The sequence below is a fragment of the Pseudomonas sp. TKO26 genome (assembly GCF_003225665.1).
Lineage (GTDB): Bacteria > Pseudomonadota > Gammaproteobacteria > Pseudomonadales > Pseudomonadaceae > Aquipseudomonas > Aquipseudomonas saponiphila.
On record NZ_QKLN01000001.1, the window covers coordinates 25932 to 45627 of the forward strand.

Sequence of the window (19696 nt, forward strand, 5' to 3'; positions counted from 1 at the left end):
ATGTTTGAACGCATCATTCAATTTGCCATCGAGCAACGCATCATCGTTCTTCTGGCGGTGCTGCTGATGGCCGGCGTCGGCATCGCCAGCTACCAGAAACTGCCGATCGACGCGGTGCCCGACATCACCAACGTCCAGGTGCAGATCAACTCGGCGGCGCCGGGTTTTTCGCCCCTGGAAACCGAGCAGCGCATCACCTTTCCCATCGAAACCGCCATGGCCGGCCTGCCGGGGTTACAGCAGAGCCGTTCGCTGTCGCGCTCGGGCCTGTCCCAGGTCACGGTGATCTTCAAGGACGGCACCGACCTGTTCTTCGCCCGGCAACTGGTCAATGAGCGGCTGCAGGTGGCGCGCGAGCAATTGCCTCAAGGCGTGGAGGCGGTGATGGGGCCGATCTCCACCGGACTCGGGGAAATCTTCCTGTGGACCGTGGAGGCCGAGGAGGGCGCGCGCAAGGAAGACGGCACGCCCTACACCCCCACCGACCTGCGGGTGATCCAGGATTGGATCATCAAGCCGCAGTTGCGCAACGTGCAGGGCGTGGCCGAGATCAACACCATCGGTGGCTTCGCCAAGGAGTACCAGATCGCCCCGGACCCCAAGCGCCTGGCGGCTTACCGGCTGACCCTGAATGATCTGGTGACGGCCCTGGAGCGCAACAACGCCAACGTTGGCGCCGGCTACATCGAGCGCAGCGGCGAGCAGTTGCTGATTCGCGCGCCGGGGCAACTGGCGTCCATCGAGGACATCGCCAACATCGTCATCAGCAGCAGCGACGGCACGCCGATCCGCGTGCGCAACGTCGCCCAGGTGCAGATCGGCCGCGAACTGCGCACCGGCGCCGCCACCGAAAACGGTCGCGAAGTGGTGCTGGGCACGGTGTTCATGCTGATTGGCGAGAACAGCCGCAGCGTGTCCCAGGCGGTGGCGAAAAAACTCGAAGAGATCAACCGCTCGCTGCCCGAAGGGGTGGTGGCGGTCACGGTCTACGACCGCACCAACCTGGTGGAAAAAGCCATCGCCACGGTGAAGAAGAACCTCTTCGAAGGCGCGCTGCTGGTGATCGTGATTCTGTTCCTGTTCCTGGGCAATATCCGTGCGGCGCTGATCACCGCCCTGGTGATTCCGCTGTCGATGCTGTTCACCTTCACCGGCATGTTCAGCAACAAGGTCAGCGCCAACCTGATGAGCCTCGGCGCCCTGGATTTTGGCATCATCGTCGACGGCGCGGTGGTCATCGTGGAGAACGCCATCCGCCGCCTGGCCCATGCCCAGCAGCACCACGGACGCATGCTGACTCGCTCCGAACGCCTGCACGAAGTCTTTGCCGCGGCCAGGGAGGCGCGGCGTGCACTGATCTTCGGCCAGTTGATCATCATGGTGGTGTACCTGCCGATCTTTGCCCTGACCGGGGTGGCCGGGAAGATGTTCCATCCCATGGCCTTCACCGTGGTCATGGCCTTGCTGGGGGCGATGATCCTGTCGGTGACCTTCGTCCCGGCGGCCATCGCACTGTTCGTCACCGGCAAGGTCAAGGAAGAGGAAAACCTGCTGGTGCGCAGCGCCAAGCGGGGCTACGCACCGGTGCTGGACTGGGTCATGGGCCATCGTGCGGCGACCTTCGCCCTGGCCGCGGCGATCCTGCTGGGCAGCGCTGTGCTGGCCAGTCGCATGGGCAGCGAATTCATCCCCAGCCTCAGCGAAGGCGACTTCGCCCAGCAGGCCCTGCGGGTGCCCGGCACCAGCCTCACGCAATCGGTGGACCTGCAGCAGCGCCTGGAGAAGACCCTGCTGGCGCAGGTGCCGGAGATCGAGCGAGTGTTTGCCCGTACCGGCACCGCGGAGATCGCCTCGGACCCGATGCCGCCGAACATTTCCGACAGCTACGTGATGCTCAAGCCCAAGGCCCAGTGGCCCGATCCGGGCAAGTCCCGCGAGGCTCTGATCGCCGATATCCAGCGCGCCAGTGCTCGGGTGCCGGGCAGTGCCTACGAGCTGTCGCAGCCGATCCAGCTGCGCTTCAACGAGCTGATTTCCGGAGTGCGCAGCGATGTCGCGGTCAAGGTGTTCGGCGACGACATGAACGTGCTGAACAAGACCGCCAATGAAATCGCCGCAGCGTTGCAAGGCTTGTCCGGCGCCTCGGAAGTCAAGGTGGAACAGACCTCGGGGTTGCCGGTACTGACCATCAATATCGACCGCGACAAGGCCGCGCGTTTCGGCCTCAACGTGGGCGATGTGCAGGACACCATCGCCGTGGCGGTGGGCGGGCGTCAGGCCGGCACCCTGTACCAAGGCGACCGGCGTTTCGACATGGTGGTGCGTCTGTCGGATCAACTGCGTACCGACATCGACGGCCTGTCGCGGCTGCTGATCCCGATACCGGCGAGCACGAGTACGGGCAACGGGCAGATCGGTTTTATCGCCCTGTCGGAAGTGGCCAGCCTCGACCTGGTCCTGGGCCCCAACCAGGTCAGCCGCGAGAACGGCAAGCGCCTGGTGATCGTCAGCGCCAACGTGCGCGGCCGCGACATCGGCTCCTTCGTCGAGGAAGCCACGGCCTTGATTGCCGGCAAGGTCAAGGTGCCCGCGGGATACTGGACCACCTGGGGCGGCCAGTTCGAGCAGTTGCAGGAGGCTTCCCAGCGCCTGCAAGTGGTGGTGCCGGTGGCGCTGCTGCTGGTGTTCGGCCTGTTGTTCATGATGTTCAACAACCTCAAGGACGGCCTGCTGGTGTTCACCGGCATTCCCTTTGCCCTGACCGGCGGGATCATGGCCCTGTGGCTGCGAGACATTCCGTTGTCGATCTCGGCGGGCGTCGGGTTCATCGCCCTGTCCGGTGTCGCGGTGCTCAACGGCCTGGTGATGATTGCCTTTATCCGCAACCTGCGCGAGGAAGGGCGCACCTTGTCCACGGCCATTCACGAAGGTGCCCTGACCCGTTTACGCCCGGTGCTGATGACTGCCCTGGTGGCATCGCTGGGCTTCATCCCCATGGCCCTGGCCACCGGCACCGGTGCCGAGGTGCAACGGCCCCTGGCGACCGTAGTGATTGGCGGCATCCTGTCGTCCACCATCCTCACCTTGCTGGTATTGCCTGCGCTGTACCAATGGGCTCACCGCAAGGAAGACGATTGATCGCTTGCCGCTTCCTATAGCCGCTGCCGCAGGCAGCGGCTATAGGTGCTGGCCCCTCGGGCAATTTTCGGGCAAAAAAAAAGCGCCCCATTGGGACGCTAAAAATTCATCTCTTTCCAAAGGAGCATCAGAAAAAACGCTTCAAGAGATGAATGTGCTCGGTGGGCAATCGCCGTCAGATGTCTTCTTCAGCCGCGGTGGGCGCAGACGCATCGCGAGCGGTTTTGCCGGTGCTGGCTGTTTCCTGGTTGGCGTCGCCGCGGATCTGCTCCTGGCTGGCCAGAAAGGCTTCGCGGACCTGCTGTGGGCGTTCGCTGCCATCAGCGGCCCAGGTGGCGGAGCTGGTAGTGGCCAGAAGGCCGATCAACAACAATTGGGTTGGGCGCATGGATGGACTCCTGACAAGCTCTCGGGCCGGGAAAAGTCCGGCGGATCTGAGTGTGTCCGGGAGTATAGGGAGGCCAACCTAACGAGAAGGTGAGGCCGATATTACAGTTCTGAAAGGCGCGAGTCTGTGAAGAAGTTTTAACACCGGGCAGGCCGCAACCTGCCCGGCCAGACGCTCTAGAGCAGGGCCAACGGGTACTCGACGATCAGCCGGAATTCCTCCAGGTCGGATTCGAACTGGCTGGAACGGATGGTCGCCTGGCGGATGCGCAGGGACAGGTCCTTGAGCGTGCCGTCCTGGAACACGTACTTGGCTTCGATGTCCCGTTCCCAGCGTCGTTGATCGGTCAGCGGATCACCCGCCGCGTCGCGGCGCATGTACACCGAGTTGGCGTGGCTGTAGTCGGCGCCGCTACCGCGGGCGTAACGGGTCATGAAGGACAGACCGGGAATGCCGAAGGTCTGCATGTCGAGGTCGTAGCGGACCATCCACGAGCGTTCCTTGGGCGAGTTGAAGTCGCTGTACTGGATCGAGTTGTCGAGAAAGATCGAGTCCGACTGGCGCAGGTAGTCGAAGTCGTCATTGCCGTTGTTGCGCTGGTGCGACAGGGCCAGGGTGTGGGCGCCGTAGGTGGCGCCGACCTTGGCGCTCCAGATGTTGTTGTCGAACTCGCCCAGCAGTTTCTTGCCCTCGTCCACGGCCTTGTAATAGTTGAAGCCGCTGAACAGGGTCAGGTCGTCGGACACCGGGTAGTTCACCGCCGTGCCGAAGTAGTACTGGTCCCAGGCGTCTTTCAGGCGGCTGCTGTAGAGGCTGAAACTGAGGTTGGGGTTGAGCTTGTAGTCGCCACCGAAGTAGCCGACCCAGGGTGAGTCGACCTTGCCAGCGTAGAAGGTGGCGAAGCCGTCGCGCATGCCGCTGCTGTCGGGCTGGCTCATGGCGTGCAGGCGCCCGCCTTGCAGGTTGAGACCGTTGAGGCTGGTGTTTTCCAGGGTCACCCCGCGAAAGCTTTCCGGCAGCAGGCGCGAATCGCCGTAGTGCACCACCGGGGTCTTGGGGAACACGTCGCCGACTTTCAGCACGGTATCCAGGGCCCGCAGTTTCACCGCGCCGCCGGCCTTGCCGTAGCCGTCGGCGGGCTGGTTGTCGTGGTTCACCGGCAGCATGCCGAAGGAGCCACGGCCGCCGCTGCGCCCGCTGCCGGAGTCGAGCTTGAGGCCATACATGGCAAAGGCGTCGATACCGAAGCCGACCGTACCCTGGGTGAAACCGGATTGGAACTGGCCGATCAGGCCCTGGGCCCAGGCTTCGGAATAGCCGTTGCCGGTGGGGCTGGACTGGCCTTTGCGATCATCGCGGTTGAAGTAGTAATTGCGCAGCAGCACGTCGAGGCGGCTGCCTTCGACAAAGCCTTCGGGGCGTTCCTCGGCGGCCACCGCGGCCACGGGACAAAGCCCCAGCACCGCGGCGAGCACGGACAGGGACAAGGGGGGATTGATACGCATGGGGTCGCTCCTGAGTGTTGGCAGCTATCAACTTATATATCGCCAGAGGCGTTCTTATTGGGCTCGACCAACAGGCGTGGTAACGCCCTGAAAGTCGCCGTCGATAGTTGCAAACGGCAGATAACGGCGCGGTGACCCGCTGATTACAATTGTGCAAGAAAGGCTCGTCGACAGGCGCCGGCAGCGCCCCTGAAACCCCGATGAACCGGGCGTTGGATGGCGCACCGGGACCACGCGGGCAGACGCATTACAGATAAGTAATGTGCCCGTGATCATTGTGAAAGGGGCGGTTGCTTATCCTCGTTGCTGTCCACTGCACGAGGAAACTGTCATGAAAGCTTTCAACCTGAGTATCGCCGCGCTGCTGCTGTCCCTCTCTTCCCTGGCCCTGGCCGAAGGCGGTGGAGATCGCACCTTTGCCCGGGCCATGGTGGAGAACCAGAAGGCCATGGAGCGTTATGCGGCGAGTCAGGGCAAGCCGGCGCCGGTGGTGCAGAACTCCCGCTACGGCATGGATCTGGATATCGCCAGGGTGGTCAGCGTCACCCCGCCGATCAAGTCCTGCAACGTGGTGCCTTCGCGCATGACCTACGAAGACTCCGCCGGCCAGCTCAAGACCATCGAGTACCAGGTCATGGGTCAGTGCCGCAACAACGGCAGCTGACCCATCAGAGGCTGGCGCGGCCTTCAGTCGTTGCCGGGTTCAGGGTGCAGGGCGACGATCATGTCGACTTCCACCGAGGCATTTTTCGGTAATTGATAGACCCCCACCGAGGTGCGCGTGTGCACCCCGGCGTCGGCGAAGATCGAATAGAGCACCTCTGAGGCGCCGTCCGCCACCTCGCTCTGCTGGGTAAAGTCCGCCGCGCTCTGCACGTAGACGTTGATCCGCAGGATGCGCCGGATCCGTTGCAGGTCGCCGAGCAGTTGCTCAAGGATCGCCAGGGCCCGCAGGGTACAGATTTGTGCCCCGTGGCGGGCCTGCTCCAGGCTGGTTTCGGCGCCTACCCGGCCGACCACCATCACCTTGTCGTCGATGCGCGGGATCTGTCCGCTGACGTACACCTCATCGCCATTGCGCACTGCCGGCACATAGTTGCCGCCAATGCGCATCTCGCCGTCGAAACGGTGCCCAACCCTTGCTGCTTCCTGCTGAAAAAGCGCTTTGCGTGATGCATCCATAGTTCAACTCCGTCGATCGCCTGAGATTTCCCGATGCCGACTATACGCGCTCCAGAGCGCCGGTAAATCTTCGGGAAAAGCCCCGCAGGCAGGGGCTTTGCCGACGGTTGAATTATTTTTGTCAGACAACTCCGGGTTGCTATTAAGAAATAACTTTCAGGGCCGATGTTAGGCCCACAGCAGCCTATTTTTTTATGTCCTCCCGGTGCCTCCCCATGTTCAATAAACGCTTGAAGCAAGAGCTGGCGGCTCTTCGTGAAGAACTCTCGAGCCTTCAGCAAGTGAAGGAAAGCCTTGAAAGCGAGATGCTCGTGATCAATTTGAGCGCCGATGGACGGATTCAATCGGTCAACCACAACTTCGCCCAGGAAATGCTCTACAAGAGCGGCGACCTGCTGGGGCGGTCCCTGGAAGACATCGTTCCGGCCCACGTCAAGCACGATGAGTTTCACCAGCGCTTCAAGGCGACCCTGGCCCGGGGCGAGCACTTTGCCGGCGCGGTGCGCCTGCTGCGGGGCAACGGCGAGGAGGCCTGGCTGCGCTCGATCTCCCAGCCGGTTCGCGATTCCGAGGGGCGGATCAAGTACTTCGCGATTTTCTCCAGCGACCTGACCCGCACCATCGAGGCCTCCCGGGAGCACGAGAACCTGATCGGTGCGCTGATGCGCTCCACCGCACTGATCGAGTTCGACCTCAATGGCCATGTGCTGATGGCCAATGACCGTTTCCTCTCCGGCATGGGCTACAGCCTGGCGCAGATCAAGGGCAAGCATCACCGCATGTTCTGTGAGCCTGAGGAGTACAACAGCGCGGCCTATCAGGCGTTCTGGAAACGCCTGAATGCCGGGGAATTCATCGCCGACCGTTTCAAGCGCATCGATGCCCATGGCCGCACGGTCTGGCTGGAGGCGTCCTACAACCCGGTGCTGGACGCCAACAACAAGCTTTACAAGATTGTGAAGTTCGCCACCGTGATCACCGATCAGGTGAATCAGGAACTGGCCGTGGCCGAAGCGGCCAACATTGCCTACAGCACCTCGTTGCAGACCGACAACTGTGCCCAGCGTGGCACCACCGTGGTCACCGAGGCGGTGAACGTGATGCGCGATCTGGCCAGGCACATGCAGGACGCCGGCGAGGGCATTGGCGCCCTGAACGAGCAGTCCCTGGTGATTGGCAGCATCGTCAAGACCATCAGCGGGATTGCCGAGCAGACCAACCTGCTGGCCCTCAACGCGGCGATCGAGGCAGCCCGGGCCGGGGAGCAGGGGCGCGGTTTCGCCGTGGTCGCCGACGAGGTCCGGCAACTGGCCTCGCGGACCAGCAAGGCCACCGAGGAAATCGTCGGCGTGGTTCGGCAGAACCAGGACATGGCCCGTGACGCCGTGGAACTGATGGCCGAAGGCAAGTTGCAGGCTGAGCAGGGCCTGGCCCTGGCGGCGGAGGCCGGTACGGTGATCGTCGAGATCCAGGACGGCGCGCAGAAGGTGGTGAGTGCGGTGGGGCAGTTCGCCAATCAACTGTCGAGCTGAGGGTGACGGCCCCGCAGGCGGGGCAGGGCTCGATGCTCTCGGAGCGGCGTGCGCTGGCTCCGGGGGGTTGTAGGAGTTTTCTGAAGAGCTGCTAGGAGGTTTCTGAACTTCCGGGGGCAGCTTGGAGAAAGGTCACAGGGTGCCGATGGCTAGGGATCGTTGTATCCACTCTTAGTCTGTCGGTGTGTCCATGTTCAATAAACGTCTGAAACAACAGCTTGCCTCCCTGAGCGATGAGCTGAGCGCTCTGCAGCAATTCAAGGCCTGTCTGGAAACCCAGGTGCTCAGCATCGAACTGGATAGCGAAGGGGTGATCCGTCGGGTCAACGAGAACTTCACACGGACCCTGGGCCTCGATGAGCAACGGCTCTGTGGGCATCCCCTGGAGCAGATCGTGTCGAGTCATGCGCAGGCGGGGCAGCTGTATCGCTCCTTCAGGGCGGCCCTGGGGCGCAACGAAAGCTACATCGGCCAATTGCGCTTGCAACGTGGCGACGGCCGCGATGCCTGGTTGCATGCCTGTGTCCAGCCGATCCACGACCCAGCCGGGCATCTGGACCACTACTCGCTGATCTGCACCGACCAGACGGCCGCGGTGCAAAGCGCCTGCGAGCATGAAAACCTGATGGCGGCGTTGCTGCGGTCCACTGCGGTGATCGAGTTCGACCTGCAAGGCCGGGTGTTGACCGCCAACCCGCGGTTTCTGGCGTGCATGGGTTACCGCCTCGATGAAGTGCAGGGTCAGAACCACCGTCTTTTCTGTGCTCCCGAGGAATATGAAGGGCCGTCGTATCAGGCGTTCTGGGCGCGCTTGAACGCCGGTGAATATGTCGCCGACCGCTTCAAGCGAATCGACAGCCAGGGCCGGGTGGTGTGGCTCGATGCCTCTTACAACCCGGTGCTGGATGCCAACGGCCAGCTGTACAAAGTGGTGAAGTTCGCCACCCTGATCACCGATCAGGTGAACCAGGAACGCTCGGTGGCCGAGGCCGCCGACATCGCCTACAGCATCTCCCGGCAAACCGATACCAGTGCCCAGCGCGGCTCGGCGGTAGTCACCGAGACCCTGGACGTGATGCGTGACCTGGCCAAGTGCATGCAAGAGGCCGGTGACGGTATCGAAGCCCTGAACGAGCAGTCCCTGGTGATTGGCAGCATCGTCAAGACCATCAGCGGGATTGCCGAACAGACCAATTTGCTGGCGCTTAACGCGGCGATCGAGGCGGCCCGGGCCGGGGAGCAGGGGCGCGGTTTCGCCGTGGTCGCCGACGAGGTCCGGCAACTGGCCTCGCGGACCAGCAACGCCACCGACGAGATCGTCGGCGTGGTCCGGCACAACCAGGACATGGCCCGCTCAGCGGTGGAGCTGATGGCCGAAGGGCGGCAGCAGGCCGAGCAGGGCCTGACCCTGGCGGCGGAGGCCGGCACGGTGATCGTCGAGATTCAGGACGGTGCCCAGAAAGTGGTGGACGCGGTGGGGCAGTTCGCCAGTCAACTGTCCACCTGAGTGGCGTGCTGCCGGTTCAGGCTCCGCGCCTGTGGGCGCGGATGGGCTCAGCGCGGCAGGGGGGCATGGCACTCGTAGTGCAAGCGGTCGAACCACTGTCCATGCAGCAGGAAGCTGCGGCGTGAATGGCCGTAGCAGGAGAATCCGGACGCCTCCAGGACCCTGACCGAGCCGAGGTTTTCCGGACGGGCGTTGGCTTCGATGCGGCTCAACTGCAACTCGCCGAAGGCCCGTCGCAGCACCTGCGTCACCGCCGCCCGGGCGATACCCCGGCCATTGAATCGGGCGCCCACGCGATAGCCCAGCTCGGCGCAATTGAAGTAGGGGCGCTGCACCCGGTGCAGATTGATGCGCCCCACCAGTTGCGAATCCTGTCGAATCAGAAACTGATAGCCGCGATCCGCGGCGGCGTCCTGTTGCGCTTGGGCGATGGCCTCGGCAACCCCTTCGGCGCAGTAGTACGCCGCGGGGCGGGCATTGATCGAGGCTTCGAAAAAAGCGCGGTTTTCTTGTTCAAACGCCAGCAGTTCCTGCCAGTCGTCCAGTTGTGGTGCGCACAGCTGCAGGTGGCTCATGGTCCGGGGAATCTCAATCCGTTGCAGGCGCTTTCATCTCACGATTGCCTTGTGTGCATCAAGCCTGCAGATGCGGATCGATCAATTCGGCGAACCATTCGATGAACACGTTCAGCCGGCGCGAACGATGGCGGCGGTCGGGGTACAGGGCGCAGATGTCCATCGGCGCCACCGGCAACTGCTTGAGCACCTGCACCAGCTCGCCGCGATCGAGCAGGTGCTGCACGTCGAAACGTGGCACCTGAATCAGCCCCAGGCCCTGGCGACAGCAGGCGATGTAGTTCTCGACGTTGTTGACGATCACCCGGCTGGGCAGGCCCAGAAGATGTTCGCGCCCTTGCAGCAGGTACTCCCAGGGCTGTTCGCGACCGGTGTCCGGGGAGGCGTAACCGATCATCCATTGGCCGTTCTGCAAATCCAGGGGGGTGTGGGGTTCGCCGTGTTCGGAAAGATAGGCGGGGCTGGCGCAATTGATCATGGCCAGCTGCCCCAGGGGCCGGGCGATCAGGCTGCTGTCCGCCAGGCTGCCGACGCGGATCGCGCAGTCGATGCCTTCCTGGACCAGATCGATGCTGCGGTCGCTGGCGCCCAGGGCCAGTTGCAGGTCGGGGTACTGCGTCAGCCACTGGGGCAGGGCGGGCACGATCAGGCGCCGGGCAATGCGGCTGGGCACGTCGATATTCAAGCGCCCGCTGACATCCACCAGGCGATGGTGGAACAACTGGTTGAGCTCCGACGCGTCCGCCAGCAGGCGCCGTGCCCGCTCCAGCAAAATGGCGCCATCGGCTGTCAGTTGCACATGCCTTGTGGTGCGGTGCAGCAGTCGCGTGCCGAGGCCGGTTTCCAGTTGCTGCACGGCGGAAGAAACCGTGGCCCGTGGCAGCTCCAGGGCATGGGCGGCCTTGATGAAGCTGCCCATGTCGGCCACCTGGATGAACACGCGGTATTGCTCAAGCTTATCCATCGTATGAACGATCCTGGTTCGGGTACGCCTGACGGCGGTGGAGCGCTGCATCGTCCGAGGCGGTCGATGCAGCGGCCCGGCAGGCCAATTTACCCCGTGGGCGCCAGGATTACTTGGTGGTGTAGCCGCCGTTGATCAGTAAGGTCTGGCCGGTGATCCACCAGCCTTCGGTCACCAGATGGCGAATGAACGGCACCACGTCCTCGATATCGGTGAGCCCGGTCTTGCTCGACGGCGACAGGGCCGCCGCGCTCTTGTGATAGGCCACGGCGTCGGCGCCTTCAGCGGGGTAGAAGAACGGCGTGTCCATGGGCCCCGGTCCGACAGCGGTCACCGAGATGCCCCGGGCGCCGAACTCCTTGGCCGCGGCCCGGGTGAAGTGTTCCACCGGCGCCTTGGAACCGCCGTAGGCGGCATAGAACGGAGTGAAGGCCCCCAACAGCGACGTCACCAGGGTCACCAGCTTGCCGTTGTCCTCCAGGTGCTTGCCGGCTTCCTTGATGAAGAAGAACGCACTCTTGGCATTGACCGCGAACATCTGGTCGTACTCGTCCTCGCTGATCTCGATGATGGGTTTCTTCAGCACTTTGCCGACGGTGTTGATGGCGATGTCGATCTTGCCGAAGCGTGCCTTGACCTCGTTGAACAGACGCTCCACCGCACCGGCGCGGGTCAGGTCGGCCTGCCAGGCGTGGGCGTCGACCCCCAGGGCCTTGAGCGCCTCCAGGGTGTTCTGGGCATCGGCCTGACTGGCGTCGCTGTTGTAGTGCACGGCCACGGCCCTGGCACCGTGGCTGGCAAGATCGCGGGCAATCAGGCCACCGAGGTTTTTCACCCCGCCGGCGATCAGCACGACTTTGTTCTTGAGGGAGTGATCAGTCATGGCGCGGGTCCTTCAACGGTTGAGGTGAAGGCTGAGTCTAGTGTCTGCCATGGCGTTGATCAGCCAGCGGCGACTGGACGGACTGTCCAGAAAGTCCGCCCAATCAGTGTGGCTGCACAGGTCGCGGATAGGTCTACAATCGGACTTTTTTCAGGAGCCTGCCATGCCTGCATTTCGTCGTCCGGTGCCATTGGAAAAAGCCTACCGCCTGCTCAACCACGGCCCTACCGTGCTGGTCAGTGCCGCCCACGGCGGGCAGCGCAACATCATGGCGGCGGCCTGGGCCATGCCCCTGGATTTCCAGCCGCCGAAAGTCGCCGTGGTGCTCGACAAGTCCACCTGGACCCGGCAGCTGCTGGAAGCCTCGGGCACTTTTGTCCTCAACGTGCCCTGCGCCGCCCAGGTGGACATCGTGCAGAGCCTGGGCAACAGCTCCGGACTGGAGCTGCAGCAGGCCGGCAGTGACAAGTTCGCCGCCTATGGCTTGTCGACCTTCAGCGGTCAGGCCCTTGCGGCTCCCCTGCTGCAAGGCTGCGTGGCCTGGCTGGAATGCCGGCTGCTGCCCGAGCCGCACAATCACCAGCAGTACGACCTGTTCCTCGGGGAAGTGATCGCCGCCCAGGCCGATACGCGAGTATTCAGCGAGGGCCGCTGGCACTTCGACGGGCAGGACTCGTTGCGCACCCTGCACCATGTGGCGGGCGGGCATTTCCTGACCATCGGCAGCGCCGTTGACGGTCGTCAGTTGCCCCTTCCTACCAGTTGATCCGGCCCAGGGCGTCGGCAAAGGCGGTGAGCTTCGGCGAACACTGGCGCGAGGGTGGATACACCAGCGACAGTTCGCGACTGCGCCCGGCATGCGCCTGCAGCACCGGCAGCAGCAGGCCGGCATCCAGGGCATCGCGCACGGCGAACTCCATCAACTGGGCAATGCCGAACCCGCCGAGCACTGCATCCACCAGGGCATCGCCGATGTCGAAGATCAGCCGCCCCTGCACCGCCAGGTCCAGGGGCTTGCCCTGGTCCATGAACTGCCACTCCACCAGCCGGCCGCTGCGCAGGTTGCGCACCGTCAGGCAGTTGTGTTGTTGCAGGTCCGCCAGCTGTCGCGGCGTGCCGTGGCGTTCCAGGTAGGCCGGTGCCGCCACAGTGACCCAGCGCAGGGGCGGCAAGGGCCGGGCGATCAGGCGCTGATCCTGGATCAGGCCGGTGCGCAGTACCGCGTCGAAGCCCTCATCGACGATATCCACCACCCGGTCGGTCATCACCGCCTCGATGCTCAGCTGGGGATGCTGGGCCGTCAGCTCGCCAATCACCGGCATCACCACCTTGCGCCCGAACAGCGACGGCGTACTGATCTTCAACATCCCGCTGGGTGAATCGCGGCGGTCCAGCAGCAGGCTCTCGGTGTTGGCCAACTCCGCCAGCAATGGCGCTGCCCGCTCCACCAGCAGCTGGCCGTCCGGGGTCAGGCTGACACTGCGGGTGTTGCGTTGCAGCAGGCGCACGCCGAGCTGTTGCTCCAGGCGCGATATGGCGCGGGACAGGCCGGACTGGGTCAGCCCCAGGTCACCGGCAGCGCGGGTAAAACTGCGGGTTTCGGCGACCCGGACCAACAGCCGAAGGGCATTCAGATCCATGATTAAAGTCATTACTGAAAGAGTGATGACCGTATTTATCATTTAAAGCGCATCGATGACACTGGCCGCCGCTTATTTCCACACAAGGATTCTTGCGATGTCCGCGACCCCGTTAGCCAAGCCGTCGGGCTGGATGCTGTCACTGCTGGCCACCGCGCAGCTGATCATTGCCCTGGATGCCACCATCGTCTTCGTGGCGTTGCCGGAAATCGGCCTTCGCCTGGGGTTCTCCGCCCAGCAATTGCAATGGGTGGTCAGCGCCTACAGCGTGGCGTTCGGTGGTTTCCTGCTGCTGGGCGGGCGCGCGGCGGACCTGCTGGGCAAGCGGCGTTTCTACAGGGTCGGGCAGTCGCTGTATGCCCTGGCATCCCTGGCCGGCGGCCTGGGTGGCAGCGCGCTGTTGCTGGTGCTGTCGCGGGCGCTGCAGGGCGTCGGCGGGGCGATGCTGTTCCCCGCGACCCTGGCCCTGATCAATACCTGGTACGCCGAAGGGCCGGCGCGTAACCGGGCCTTTGCGGTGTGGAGCGCGGCCTCGGCGGCGGGGCTGGCACTCGGCGCGTTGCTGGGCGGGGTGCTGACCCAGTACTGGGGCTGGGAAGCGGTGTTTCTGGTCAACGTGCCCCTGGCCGGTGCCTGTGCGCTGCTGGCCCGACGCTGGATCCCCGCGGACCCGCCACGCCAGCGCAACCGCCCGTTCGACCTGCGTGGCGCGCTGACCGTGACCCTGGGCGGCACCCTGCTGGTGTTTTCCATCGTCCAGGGCCCGGAGTGGGGCTGGAGCGCACCGGGGACCCTGGTTTGCCTGGTGTTGTCGCTGGCCTTGCTCGGGCTGTTCGTGCGCCAGGAACAACGCTGCCGCGACCCGCTGATGCCGCTGCGCCTGCTGGGTTATCCACAGCTGCGCATGGCCATGCTGATCACTGCGCTGTTCATGAGCAGTTTTGGCGTGCAGTACTACTTCCTCAGCCTGTATTTCCAGCAGGTCTATCAATTCAGCGTGCTGCAGAGCGGGTTGGCGTTCCTGCCCTCGACCCTGCTGTGCACGCTGGGCATCTGGGTGGCGGAGCGGGCGCTGCTGCACATCGGCTTGCGGGCGACCCTGGTCAGCGGCCTGCTGGCGGGGGCCGTGGGCATCGGCATGATCTACCTGGGCCTGCCCGGCAGCTTGGGTTTTGTCGGCCTGCTGCCGGGCATCGTGGTGATGAGCATCGGCCAGGGCATGACCTGGACTTCAATGTGGGTTTCGGCCGGGCAGGGCATTGCCGCTGCCGAGCAGGGGGTGGCGGCAGGCGTGGCCTCCACCAGCCAGCAGATCGGCGGGGCCTTGGGGCTGGCGCTGCTGGTGTCGCTGGCCAACACCTTGGGCCCCGCGGGCAATCAGGCTCACGGTATCGAACTGGCCACTGCCGCCAGTGCCTTGCTGGCCTTGCTCGGGGCCTTGCTGGCGCTGCGCCTGCCCAGGGCGTCGGGGACCCTGGTGGCCACTTCCGCGACCCAGGGCTGAGGCACCATCAGTGGGGCTGGGGCAGGTGCCGTCGCGCCGCCCACAGCACCCCGGCCAGCAACAGCAGGGCCGCCGAGCTTTGCAACAGGCTCGGCAGGTGCTTCAGGCTGATGAAGCCGTAGAGCAGGGCGAACAGCGTCTCGAACACGATCAACTGGCCGCTCAGGGTCAGGGGCAGGCGTCGGGTCGAGGCATTCCACATGCGATTGCCGAACCAGGAGCCGAGCACCGCGCTGGACAGGCTCAGGCCCCAGAACAGCATCCAGCGCTGCTCCCCGGCCTCGACCTGGGTGCCGGGCAGTGCCAGGCCGTCCGCCAGCAGCCAGACCAGGGCGCTCATCAGCCCAGTGGTGATGCCCCACAGGGTCGACCACTGGCTGCTGTTGAAGCGGCTGCCTTTGAGGTAGCGGGCGTTGTCGGTGGCGAACCAGGTCCAGCACAGCAGGGCACCGAAGGCGCAGAGCAGGCCGAGGGCGCGCTGGCCCAGCTCCAGCGAATCGCTCTGCGCAGTCAGCAGGGTGTCGAGGTTGATGCAGCAGATGCCGGCGAACACCAGCAGCAAGGGCCAGCGCAGCCGGCGCAGGGGCAGGGCATCGACATCGCCGCGTCCGGCCAGGGTGATGGTCAGCGGCAACAGGCCGACGATCAACGCCGTGCTGGCCACTCCGGCCCACTGAATGGCGCTGGCCAGCAGCATGAAATAGATCAGGTTGCCGGTCAGCGCCAGTTTCACCAGCAGCGCGGCATCGTTCCAGGTCAGGCGTTGCAGCAGCTCCCGGGCCTGGGGCGCAGCCAGGAGCAGAGAGAATGCGCCGTACAGGCTGAAGCGGGCACAGCTGAGCATCAGCGGGCTGAATTCAGGCAACAGGCTGGGCACCACAATGGCCAGGCCCCAGACCGCACCGGCCAGGGCGGCATAAGCAATTCCGCGTTTCATGCAAACACTCGTACAGGTTCATCAGGCTGCGCAGGCTAGCCATTGCTGACCGGACGGACAAAGGATATATAGGCACCTACCTATTCTTCTGGGGAATGTCTGATGAGTCGTTTCGCGCGCCATTTGCCGCCGTTGGAAACCCTGGTGACCTTCGAGGCGGTGGGGCGCAACGCCAGCTTTACCCGCGCCGCCACCGAGCTGTGCCTGACCCAGAGCGCGGTCAGTAAACAGATCCGTGCCCTGGAGCTGTCGCTGAAGACCGAGTTGTTCGAGCGTCAGGCCCGGGGCGTGAAGCTCACCGCCAGCGGCGCTTCGCTGTTCGCCGAGGTCAGCACCCAGCTGGAAGCCCTGCTGCGCAGCGTCAGCCGCCTGCGAGCCGGGCGCGACGCCAACACCATTACCGTGCAATGCACCCATGCGGTGGCGCAGTTCTGGCTGTTCCCGCGCTTGCTGGCGTTCAACAAGCAGCACCCGGAGATCACCGTGAGCATCCACGCCAACAACGACATGGATGAATCCAGCGTCGCCGAGCATGACTTCGGCATTCTCTATGGCGCCGGGCACTGGTCGTCCCTGGCGGCGGTGTCGCTGTTCGATGAAGTCGTCTATCCGATCGTCAGCCGGCATCTGGCGTTGCCCGAGGTCAGCGAGCTGGTGCAACTGGCCGAGCTGCCGCTGATCCAGCTGGATGCCTCGGCCTGGAACTGCATCGACTGGCGGGACTGGTTCCGCCATTTCGGCTTGGACTACAGCGCGCCGCCGGGCGCCATGGGTTTCAACCAGCTGACCCTGATGTTCAGCGCGGTGCAGCAGGGCATGGGGGTTGGCCTGGGCTGGGATTTCATGGCCAGCCAGTTGGTGGCCCGGGGCGAGTTGCAACGAGTTGGCCAGTGGGCGTTCCGCACCGGGCAGGCGGATTATCTGGTGCACCCTCGGCACAAGCGCTTGTCCGCCAGCGGCCAGTTGTTTCGTGACTGGCTGGTGGCTCAGGCGGTTGAATGAGCGCCCGGGGCTGAACCGACAGCCCCGGGGGACGGCTCAGAGGTTGGCGCGGGGCACGCTGAAGCGGAACTCGCTGCCCTTGCCCGGTTCGCTGTGGGCCTCGATCTTGCCGCCGTGGGCCTGGATGATGCCCTGGGTGATGTACAGCCCCAGGCCGGTGCCGTTGGGGTTGCCTTCCTTCATGGTCCAGTAGCGATCGAAGATGAACGGCAACTGGTCGGCGGGAATGCCTTCCCCGCTGTCGCGGACGCTGAAGACGATCTGCTCGCCGTCGGACATCGCCACCACCCCGACCTTGCCCTGCATGGGGGTGAACTTGATGGCGTTGCCCACCAGGTTCGACAGCACCTGGAACAGCCGCTCGGGGTCGGCATTGATGGTCAGCTCCGGCTCGGCGTGAAAGCTGATGTCGATGGCCTTGTCCAGGGCCAGGGGCGCCAGCAGCGAGTAGGCCTCTTCAAAGATCTGGCTGACCTCCAGCGGCTGTGGCGCGATGCTGTAGCGCCCGGCTTCGATCTTCGAGGTGTCCAGCAAGTCCTCCAGCAGGTTGTTCATGCGGCTGGCGGCCTGTTGCATGGTGTCGATGGCCGAGGAAATGCGCCGTGAAGTGTGCGGGCCGTCGGAGCTGAAGGCCTTCTGCAGCATGCCGCAGAGCATGGAAATCACGGTCATCGGGTTGCGCAGGTCGTGGGACACCACCGCCACCAGCTCATCCCGGGCGCGCACCGCCTGCTGCTCGCGCAGCACCTGGCGGGCCAGGTCGTGTTCCAGGGCCGAGCGGCGCAGGTCGTTGGCGGCGAAGCGGTCACCGTGGCTCCACTTGCTGGAGATCCCGGCCATTTCCACCTTCCAGATCTCGAACGAAGTACGTGGCCGCAGACGCAGGCCCGCATCGGAGCTTTCCAGGTCCAGGGGCTTTTCCGGGTTGCCGCTCCAGTGGATGTTTTCCTTCACCTCCGGGCGAAACCACAGCACGCCGTTATCCACAGGCTTGGGCAGGCTCATGGCCAGGACGCCGCTGGCCACCTGTTGATAACTCGCCGCCGGCGGATACACGCTGGCCAGGTGATGGCTGGCGAACACCGCTTGCCCGGTGCCTTGCAGCCAGCGCTGCAGGGCGCGGATTTCCTCACGGGGCGGGCACTGGCCGAAGCAGTGCAGTTGCTTGTCCTCGATGATCGCCACGCCGCCGGCCTGGGTCAGGTCCAGCAGCAGCTGCGGTGCCTGGGTCAAGCCGTCGAAAACGCTGCCGGCGGCATCGCGCATGGCCTGCTCCAGGCTGGCCAGGGCCGTGACTTTCTCTTCCCGCTGGCGGCTGATGTCCAGGGATTCCATGGCGCTGATCTGCAGCGACAGCACCTGGCCAATGGTCTGGCAGGCAATGCGCAGTTCGTGGGGCACCAGCAGCGGCTGGCGGTTGCCGCAACTGATCAGGCCCCAGAGCTGATCGTCCTTGAGCAGGGAAATGCTCATGGACGACAGCACGCCCATGTTCTTCATGTACTGGCAGTGAATCGGCGACACGCTGCGCAGGGTGGCGAAGCTCAGGTCCAGGGGCTCCTGGGTGTCCGGGCGCAGGGTCGGCAGCAGCGGCACCGGTTGGTAGTCGGCGTTGGGGATGATCCGCAGCCAGTTGCTGCGGTACAGCTCACGGGCCTGCTGGGGAATGTCCGAGGCGGGGAAGAACAGGCCGTTGAACACCTCCATGTCGGGACGAGTGGCTTCGGCGATCACCTGGCCGTGGCCTTCCTCCTCGAAGCGGTAGATCAGCACCCGGTCGTAGCCGGTCATGGCCTGGATCTCGCTGACGCTGATGGCGTACAGCTCGTGCAGGGTCCTGGCCGCTTGCAGGCGCCGCAACAGGCGCCCGAGGTCCTCGTTCTGCCCGGTGAGTGGCCGCGGCTGATCGGGCTGGATTTCCAGCTCCAGCATCAGCACCCCCTGGTGGCGATGCAGCAAGCCTTCGAAGCGTCGGCCGTTGAGCGACAGGTACAGCGCAGGGGCATCGGCCAGCCGCTCAAGTTGCAACACCTCACGGATGCGTTGGCTGTCCGCGGCTCCCAGCAACTGCTCCAGGGGCTGCCCCGCCAGCGATTCGGCGGGCTGGCCCAGCAGCGTTTCGACGTTGGCACTGATCTGCTGGATGTGCAGTCGCGGTTCGTCCAGGGTCAGCAACACGCCGTGGGGCTGGATCGCCCCCGGGGAGCGGATCGGTTCGTTGGCGCAGTTGGCCAGCAACTGTTCGAAGGTTTGGGAGTCTTGGGGGGTCATAGCAGCACCTCGCGGCGGTCGAGCCAGCGTTCGAAACAGGCAAATGTGGATTGCGCGGCGCTGACCACATGTCGGCGTGTGCTCGCGTCGTCGGGCATGCGCCCCAGGTAGTCGAGAAAGTCCTTCCAGCGCCGCCCGGTGGCAGCCCCATAGACATCCAGAAAGGCGCCGCCGTTATCGGCGTCCAGATCCAGGCGCCGGGCCATTTCCCGGCGCAGGATCTGTCCGCCCAGGGTCGCGCCTTCCAGTACGTAGAGCACGCCCAGGCAGGCCCCGGCGCTGGCCAGGGGGGGCAGGTGCTCACAGCGGGGCAGGGCCTCGATGCTGGCGGCGTCCAGGCCCAGAGCACGCAGATCGGCGAACAGGGTCGGGGTCTTCAGGCGTTGCTGGGTGTCGTAGCCCTGTGGGACCAGGCCGCTGGCATGCAGGGCCGCCTCCAGGGGCTGATAGAAACCGTAATAGGCCTGGATCAGGCGTTGATACCAGGCTGTATCCAGCTGCGCGCAGAAGAACGGCAGGCGTTGCTCCAGGGCTACGTGCAAGGTCGCGGTGCCGGTACGCAGGTCTTGAAGCAGGGTGGGAGTGGTGCTGGTTTGGTGCGGTGTCGGCATGCAGGGATCAGGGGTCGCAACAGGTAATGGACGCGCCATGGGCGTCATCAAAGGCCG

At 64.5% G+C, this 19696-nt stretch carries 15 protein-coding genes and 4 pseudogenes; 9 read left to right on the forward strand and 10 right to left on the reverse strand.

The features are described from left to right. The gene (locus DNK59_RS00120; RefSeq protein WP_110721911.1) at positions 1-3138 is read left to right on the forward strand and encodes a CusA/CzcA family heavy metal efflux RND transporter; all 3138 of its coding nucleotides are present in this window, start codon (positions 1-3) and stop codon (positions 3136-3138) included. A 175-nt stretch (positions 3139-3313) separates the two neighbouring features. On the opposite strand, the gene DNK59_RS00125 is transcribed toward DNK59_RS00120, so the two are convergent. Both DNK59_RS00125 and DNK59_RS00130 read right to left on the reverse strand, forming a co-directional pair. Further along, positions 3314-3526 (reverse strand): hypothetical protein, encoded by a 213-nt coding sequence (locus tag DNK59_RS00125; RefSeq protein ID WP_110721912.1) that lies wholly within the window; start codon positions 3524-3526, stop codon positions 3314-3316. A 176-nt stretch (positions 3527-3702) separates the two neighbouring features. Beyond that, positions 3703-5031, reverse strand: coding sequence for an OprD family porin (locus tag DNK59_RS00130; RefSeq protein WP_110721913.1), 1329 nt, complete (start codon positions 5029-5031; stop codon positions 3703-3705). Between the two features lie 331 nt (positions 5032-5362). Between DNK59_RS00130 and DNK59_RS00135 the strand changes: the two genes are divergently transcribed. Further along, on the forward strand, positions 5363-5695 hold the full coding sequence (locus DNK59_RS00135; RefSeq protein ID WP_110721914.1) for a DUF2790 domain-containing protein: 333 nt from the start codon (positions 5363-5365) through the stop codon (positions 5693-5695). Between the two features lie 23 nt (positions 5696-5718). Here the strand turns inward: DNK59_RS00135 and DNK59_RS00140 are convergent, their stop codons facing one another. Further along, positions 5719-6213: a RidA family protein gene (locus DNK59_RS00140; RefSeq protein WP_110721915.1), complete on the reverse strand. Its 495-nt coding sequence runs from the start codon at positions 6211-6213 to the stop codon at positions 5719-5721. A gap of 215 nt (positions 6214-6428) precedes the next feature. Between DNK59_RS00140 and DNK59_RS32290 the strand changes: the two are divergent. The 4 pseudogenes from DNK59_RS32290 to DNK59_RS32305 form a co-directional block, all read left to right on the forward strand. Then, positions 6429-7199, forward strand: a pseudogene (locus DNK59_RS32290) (PAS domain-containing protein); the annotation flags it as partial. A gap of 114 nt (positions 7200-7313) precedes the next feature. Then, positions 7314-7745 (forward strand): annotated as a pseudogene (locus tag DNK59_RS32295) (methyl-accepting chemotaxis protein); the annotation flags it as partial. Between the two features lie 190 nt (positions 7746-7935). Next, positions 7936-8709, forward strand: a pseudogene (locus tag DNK59_RS32300) (PAS domain-containing protein); the annotation flags it as partial. Positions 8710-8817: 108 nt separating this feature from the next. Beyond that, positions 8818-9252: pseudogene (locus DNK59_RS32305) on the forward strand (methyl-accepting chemotaxis protein); the annotation flags it as partial. Positions 9253-9299: 47 nt separating this feature from the next. Here the strand turns inward: DNK59_RS32305 and DNK59_RS00155 are convergent. The 3 genes from DNK59_RS00155 to DNK59_RS00165 all read right to left on the reverse strand — a co-directional run bounded on the left by DNK59_RS00155 (position 9300) and on the right by DNK59_RS00165 (position 11674). After that, the gene (locus DNK59_RS00155) at positions 9300-9827 is read right to left on the reverse strand and encodes a GNAT family N-acetyltransferase (protein ID WP_092310174.1); all 528 of its coding nucleotides are present in this window, start codon (positions 9825-9827) and stop codon (positions 9300-9302) included. A 58-nt stretch (positions 9828-9885) separates the two neighbouring features. Continuing rightward, complete coding sequence (locus DNK59_RS00160) at positions 9886-10791, reverse strand: LysR family transcriptional regulator (RefSeq protein ID WP_092310177.1); 906 nt, start codon at positions 10789-10791, stop codon at positions 9886-9888. Positions 10792-10900: 109 nt separating this feature from the next. After that, on the reverse strand, positions 10901-11674 hold the full coding sequence (locus tag DNK59_RS00165) for an SDR family oxidoreductase (protein WP_110721917.1): 774 nt from the start codon (positions 11672-11674) through the stop codon (positions 10901-10903). A 163-nt stretch (positions 11675-11837) separates the two neighbouring features. On the opposite strand from DNK59_RS00165, the gene DNK59_RS00170 reads away from it, so the two are divergent. Beyond that, complete coding sequence (locus DNK59_RS00170; protein ID WP_110721918.1) at positions 11838-12440, forward strand: flavin reductase family protein; 603 nt, start codon at positions 11838-11840, stop codon at positions 12438-12440. On the opposite strand, the gene DNK59_RS00175 is transcribed toward DNK59_RS00170, so the two are convergent. Next, positions 12430-13314: a LysR family transcriptional regulator gene (locus tag DNK59_RS00175; protein ID WP_110721919.1), complete on the reverse strand. Its 885-nt coding sequence runs from the start codon at positions 13312-13314 to the stop codon at positions 12430-12432. The two genes, DNK59_RS00170 and DNK59_RS00175, sit on opposite strands and share 11 nt — an antisense overlap. Before the next feature lie 97 nt (positions 13315-13411). Here DNK59_RS00175 and DNK59_RS00180 point away from each other — a divergent pair, with 97 nt between their 5' ends. Next, positions 13412-14818, forward strand: a complete 1407-nt coding sequence (locus tag DNK59_RS00180; RefSeq protein ID WP_110721920.1) for an MFS transporter — start codon at positions 13412-13414, stop codon at positions 14816-14818. Positions 14819-14825: 7 nt separating this feature from the next. On the opposite strand, the gene DNK59_RS00185 is transcribed toward DNK59_RS00180, so the two are convergent. Further along, entirely contained in the window at positions 14826-15755 is a 930-nt protein-coding gene (locus tag DNK59_RS00185) for a DMT family transporter (protein ID WP_110721921.1), read from the reverse strand. Positions 15756-15857: 102 nt separating this feature from the next. On the opposite strand from DNK59_RS00185, the gene DNK59_RS00190 reads away from it, so the two are divergent. Continuing rightward, entirely contained in the window at positions 15858-16757 is a 900-nt protein-coding gene (locus DNK59_RS00190) for a LysR substrate-binding domain-containing protein (protein WP_110721922.1), read from the forward strand. A 36-nt stretch (positions 16758-16793) separates the two neighbouring features. Here the strand turns inward: DNK59_RS00190 and DNK59_RS00195 are convergent, their stop codons facing one another. Continuing rightward, positions 16794-19028 carry an ATP-binding protein gene (locus DNK59_RS00195; RefSeq protein ID WP_092310198.1) on the reverse strand — a complete coding sequence of 745 codons (2235 nt, stop codon included), beginning with the start codon at positions 19026-19028 and terminating at the stop codon, positions 16794-16796. Further along, a complete protein-coding gene (locus tag DNK59_RS00200) occupies positions 19025-19639 on the reverse strand; it encodes a biliverdin-producing heme oxygenase (protein ID WP_110721923.1) in 615 nt (204 codons plus the stop codon). Before DNK59_RS00200 ends, DNK59_RS00195 begins: the two co-directional genes overlap by 4 nt. Between the last annotated feature and the right edge of the window lie 57 nt (positions 19640-19696).

Excerpts from the sequence above, each read along its gene's own strand:
- DNK59_RS00120 (WP_110721911.1), top strand. The coding sequence starts at position 1 with ATGTTTGAACGCATCATTCAATTTGCCATCGAGCAACGCATCATCGTT.
- DNK59_RS00125 (WP_110721912.1), bottom strand. The coding sequence starts at position 3,526 with ATGCGCCCAACCCAATTGTTGTTGATCGGCCTTCTGGCCACTACCAGC.
- DNK59_RS00130 (WP_110721913.1), bottom strand. The coding sequence starts at position 5,031 with ATGCGTATCAATCCCCCCTTGTCCCTGTCCGTGCTCGCCGCGGTGCTG.
- DNK59_RS00135 (WP_110721914.1), top strand. The coding sequence starts at position 5,363 with ATGAAAGCTTTCAACCTGAGTATCGCCGCGCTGCTGCTGTCCCTCTCT.
- DNK59_RS00140 (WP_110721915.1), bottom strand. The coding sequence starts at position 6,213 with ATGGATGCATCACGCAAAGCGCTTTTTCAGCAGGAAGCAGCAAGGGTT.
- DNK59_RS00155 (WP_092310174.1), bottom strand. The coding sequence starts at position 9,827 with ATGAGCCACCTGCAGCTGTGCGCACCACAACTGGACGACTGGCAGGAA.
- DNK59_RS00160 (WP_092310177.1), bottom strand. The coding sequence starts at position 10,791 with ATGGATAAGCTTGAGCAATACCGCGTGTTCATCCAGGTGGCCGACATG.
- DNK59_RS00165 (WP_110721917.1), bottom strand. The coding sequence starts at position 11,674 with ATGACTGATCACTCCCTCAAGAACAAAGTCGTGCTGATCGCCGGCGGG.
- DNK59_RS00170 (WP_110721918.1), top strand. The coding sequence starts at position 11,838 with ATGCCTGCATTTCGTCGTCCGGTGCCATTGGAAAAAGCCTACCGCCTG.
- DNK59_RS00175 (WP_110721919.1), bottom strand. The coding sequence starts at position 13,314 with ATGGATCTGAATGCCCTTCGGCTGTTGGTCCGGGTCGCCGAAACCCGC.
- DNK59_RS00180 (WP_110721920.1), top strand. The coding sequence starts at position 13,412 with ATGTCCGCGACCCCGTTAGCCAAGCCGTCGGGCTGGATGCTGTCACTG.
- DNK59_RS00185 (WP_110721921.1), bottom strand. The coding sequence starts at position 15,755 with ATGAAACGCGGAATTGCTTATGCCGCCCTGGCCGGTGCGGTCTGGGGC.
- DNK59_RS00190 (WP_110721922.1), top strand. The coding sequence starts at position 15,858 with ATGAGTCGTTTCGCGCGCCATTTGCCGCCGTTGGAAACCCTGGTGACC.
- DNK59_RS00195 (WP_092310198.1), bottom strand. The coding sequence starts at position 19,028 with ATGACCCCCCAAGACTCCCAAACCTTCGAACAGTTGCTGGCCAACTGC.
- DNK59_RS00200 (WP_110721923.1), bottom strand. The coding sequence starts at position 19,639 with ATGCCGACACCGCACCAAACCAGCACCACTCCCACCCTGCTTCAAGAC.